This window comes from Protofrankia sp. Cr1, from assembly GCF_963555865.1.
Lineage (GTDB): Bacteria > Actinomycetota > Actinomycetes > Frankiales > Frankiaceae > Protofrankia.
In genome coordinates this window covers 3,198-7,234 of the sequence record NZ_CAUVXO010000090.1, presented here as the reverse complement: position 1 = coordinate 7,234, position 4,037 = coordinate 3,198, and the positions used below count along the sequence as shown (strand labels likewise).

Here is a 4,037-nt window from a genome sequence, read left to right as displayed (position 1 = left end):
AGTACGACATGTGAACGGTAGGACACGTGAACGGGAGGACGGACATGCATCTCGATGACCGGGTCGCGATCGTCACCGGGGCCGGGTCGGGGCTCGGGCGGGCCGCGGCCGTCGCCCTCGCCGCCGCGGGCGCGCGGGTCGTGGCCGCCGACATCGACCCGGCGTCCGCCGCGCACACCGCGGATCTGATCGTCGCGGCCGGCGGCCAGAGTTGCTCGATCCGGGCTGATGTCGGCGTGGCGGACGACTGCGCGGTCCTGGTGCGCCGGGCCGTCGACGCCTACGGGGCGCTGCACATCCTCTACAACAGCGCCGGAATCGCGCTCGGGAGGCAGGACGGGTTCGTCGCCGACATCGAGCCCGAGGTGTGGGACCGGGTCATCCGCGTCAACCTGTCCGGCACGTTCTACTGCTGCCACTACGCGATCGGCCCCATGCAGGCATCCGGTGGAGGTTCGATCATCAACACCGCCTCGTCCATGGCCCACCTGCCCAACGGACTCCTCGACGGCTACGCCGCGTCCAAGGGCGGGGTTGCCACGCTGACCCGGTCCATGGCGGTCGGCTGCGGCGCGCGCAACATCCGGGTCAACGCGATCAGCCCCGGTTACGTCGACACGCCGATCAACGCACCTCTGCTGCGCAACGACAAGGTCCGGACGGCCTTCGCCGCCGGCCACGCCACCGGGCTCCAGACCGCCGAGGAGATCGCAGACATCGTCGTCTTCCTCGCTGGCGACGCCTCCCGCAGCCTCACCGGTGCGGTGCTCACCTGCGACCGGGGCTGGACGGCGTTCAAGGTTCCCGATGTCCTGCGGCCCGCACCGTGATCACTCTGGCCGCCGCCGTCACGGTCGGTCCGCGACGGCGTCCGCGGACGCGTCCGCGAGGACGTCGGCGGCCAGATTGGCGATGTTCGTCCGGCGGGCCACCCCGCGGGGCGACTCGTCGTATCCGGAGAGCGGGTAGCCGTTCGTCAGGAAGGCAAAGGAGACCTGGCTGACCGGGTCCATGAACGACACCTGGCAGGGCGCACCGCCATGCCCGAATGTCTGGGCGGAACCGGTGGCCGGTAGGTAGGCGCCGGGCAGCGTGCCGGCGACGACCACGAACAGGCCCATCGTCACCGGGTTCGGCTGGGCGCTGTAGCCCTGCGGGTGCATCGTCAACCGAGGGCGGATCCCGTCGGTGACGGCCGTCGGCGTCCACCGTCCGGAATGGACCAGGGACTGGTAGTGCAGCGCGACGTCGCGTGCCGTCCCGACCAGCGAGTGACTCGGCTCGCCGGCGGCCAGAATCTCGGGCTTCGACAGGTACCAGGGACCCCACGGGTCGACGGTCGCGCCGGTGTCCGGCGGATCGATGCTGACGAAGGGGGCGACGTCGTCGGCGTGGCGCTCCTGGGGTACCCCGAGCTCCAGCGACAGCCCCAGCGGCTCGGCGATCTCTTCCCGTAGGTACTGCGCCAGGGTGGAGCCGGTGCGCCGTTCGACGATCTCCGCGATCACCCACGCCGCCGACGTCAGGTGGAACTCCAACCGGCTGCCGGGCTCGAACGTCAGCCGCCACTTCGACATGGCGGCGAGCCGTTGACCGCGGTCGAGCATCTGGGGCCATCCCAGTGGCGCAAGGGGGAACCCAGCGGTGTGGGTCAGCACCTGTTCCACCGTCACGACGTCTTTGCCGTTGGTCCCGAACTCGGGAATGATGTCCGCGACCCTCTCACCCGCGGCGAGAAGTCCTTCCCCCATCAGCTTCCAGACGATCGAGGCGACGATCGGGCGGCTCGCAGACTGCAGGACATAGCGGGTCTGCGGCGTCGCGTCCCCGTAGGTCTCGAACAGCACCAGGCGACCGGCCCGAGCCAGTGCGATCTGCGCCGACGGTAACGGCCCGCCTTCGACCTCTATCCGGACGCGTTCGGTCAACAGGGCGAGCCGGCGGGGGTCAAGACCGACATCCACCGGGTCGGCGAGCAGAGCGACCGGCGAGCTGGACCCGCTAACGGTTGTCCCACGCTCCCTTCGGTCAGCACACATGGGCTACCGGCCTTCCAGGAGTTCGCTGTCAATCATCTGACCTAGAGCGCTTAGCTTATGTTTTTATGGTGAGGCCGAATACTCGTGTCCGCGTTCCGGCGATCGGTCAGCGGACTGTGTCGGCCAACGGAGCTGTGTTCAGCCCGGCAGAATGACGATCTCGTCGCCGACGGTGAGCGTGCCGCCGCGCACGATGTCGGCGCGCAGGCCGCCTCGGTGCTCGAGGGCGTTGCGCACACCCGGGCGGGTGCGTTGGTCGAGGTAGCCGCATGGCAGGCACGATCGGACGCCGCACAGGACGACGTCGCCGATACGGAAGGTCCTACCGACAAGATCGAGCAGTGTGACGCCTGCGGTGACCAGGTTTCGCCGGGTCTCATGTTCGGCCAACTGGACGCCGGTGTCTGCGACGGCGGCGGCGACCGCCTCGCGTTCGATCAGCGTGACCTGCCGTCCTGGACCGGCGCGTCCGGAGAAGGTTCCGGTGCCAGCCGCGTACCGGTCGCCGTCCAGCCCTTTCCCCTCCACCGCGAACACGGTGCCGGGTGACTGCATTGCGGCGCCCCGTTGCGGCGTCACGTAGATGCCGACCAGGCGTCCCCGGACCGTCCCCGTCGCGTCAGCGTCCGCCATGACCAGTCACACTATAGTCCGCGGGTGTAGCCGAGATACCTCGGAAGTCGGCCACGATCGCCTCTTGGTCGGATATCGCCCCACTTCGTGGGTCTCGCAGGTCACGGGCGTGCCGTTCCTCGTTGATCTCACCGTTTCGCCGTAATGGATCTTCCGGCAGGCAGCGGACCTGCGCCCCTCCCCTCCGGAGTAGGGCCGGGGTCTGGGGCGGAGCCCCGGGTCTGCTCGGGTATACAGGGTGCAAAATGGGTTGTCGGATGGAGGGCTATCGGGGGTGCGCGGGTGGTAGGTCGGTCGGATGGTGACCCGGCGGCTTTTTTGAGTTATGCGCATGCGGATGACGAGCATGACGGTGGTCTGATTACGAGGTTCCGTCAGCGGCTGGAGGGTGAGCTGCGGGCGCAGACCGGACTCCGCGAGTTACAGATCTTCCAGGACCGGGCTGACATTGGGTGGGGGCAGGCGTGGAAGGACCGGATCGACAGTTCTCTGGATGCGGTCACGTTTTTCGTGCCGATCGTGACGCCGGCTTTTCTGGCCAGTGCGCAGTGCCGGCGGGAGTTGGCCTGGTTCGTCGACCGGGAACGGCGGCTCGGCCGCAACGATTTGATCTTACCGGTGTATTGGATCGATGTGCCGGCGCTGGACGTGCCGGGTCGGGCCGCGGGCGACGCGCTGCTGGCCGCGCTGGCCGCCCGGCAGTACGCCGACTGGCGGGAACTGCGGTTTGAGAACCTGACGGATCCGGTGTGCCGGCGGACGATGGCCGACTTGGCGATCAGGATTCGGGATGCGCTCGAGTCGGGTTCGCCGGTGATCGGGCCGGGGTTTGCCGGAACGGCTGGCGGTGGTGTTCTGGCCGATGCGGTGGCTGGTCGTCCGACTCGGGTGCATGTGGTCGATGCGTTGTATCGGGGGGATTTTACGTCGGTGATCGAGGCGGTCCACGCCGCGCAGCCTGGTGATCGGATTCTGGTGCGTCCCGCTCTGTATGAGGGGCCGATTGTGCTGGATAAGCCGGTGGAAGTGGTGGGGGACGGGCCGGCTGAGGAGATCACGATTGTGGCGGGTGAGGGAAGTGTGGTGGTGTTTAGCGCGTCGAACGGTTCGGTGCGGGGGTTGACGTTGCGGGCGACCGGGCGGCCACGAGAGCAGGCGGTGGTCGACGTCGGTGCGGGTCGCCTCGTTCTGGATGGGTGCGATATCAGCGGGAGTGGTATCGGGGTGGCCGTCCACGGCGGTGCTGATCCTCGCGTCCGCGGCTGCCGTATCCACCACACGTCCGGTTCTGGAGTGGTCGTCTCCGAGAATGGTGCGGGGGTGTTCGAGGACAACGAGATCACCGGCAACACCTAGCCAACGTCG

General features: G+C 68.2%; 4 protein-coding genes. 2 read left to right on the top strand and 2 right to left on the bottom strand.

Features of this window, described 5'->3' with window-relative positions; genetic code table 11:
• The first annotated feature begins 44 nt into the window (after positions 1 to 44).
• Positions 45 to 830, top strand: a complete 786-nt coding sequence (locus U9980_RS10180; RefSeq protein WP_322767695.1) for an SDR family NAD(P)-dependent oxidoreductase — start codon at positions 45 to 47, stop codon at positions 828 to 830.
• A gap of 18 nt (positions 831 to 848) precedes the next feature.
• On the opposite strand, the gene U9980_RS10175 is transcribed toward U9980_RS10180, so the two are convergent.
• Positions 849 to 2,039, bottom strand: a complete 1,191-nt coding sequence (locus tag U9980_RS10175; RefSeq protein ID WP_322767694.1) for a serine hydrolase domain-containing protein — start codon at positions 2,037 to 2,039, stop codon at positions 849 to 851.
• Positions 2,040 to 2,177: 138 nt separating this feature from the next.
• Positions 2,178 to 2,672: an MOSC domain-containing protein gene (locus U9980_RS10170; protein WP_322767693.1), complete on the bottom strand. Its 495-nt coding sequence runs from the start codon at positions 2,670 to 2,672 to the stop codon at positions 2,178 to 2,180.
• Between the two features lie 282 nt (positions 2,673 to 2,954).
• On the opposite strand from U9980_RS10170, the gene U9980_RS10165 reads away from it, so the two are divergent.
• The gene (locus U9980_RS10165) at positions 2,955 to 4,028 is read left to right on the top strand and encodes a TIR domain-containing protein (RefSeq protein WP_322767692.1); all 1,074 of its coding nucleotides are present in this window, start codon (positions 2,955 to 2,957) and stop codon (positions 4,026 to 4,028) included.
• Positions 4,029 to 4,037: the final 9 nt, after the last annotated feature.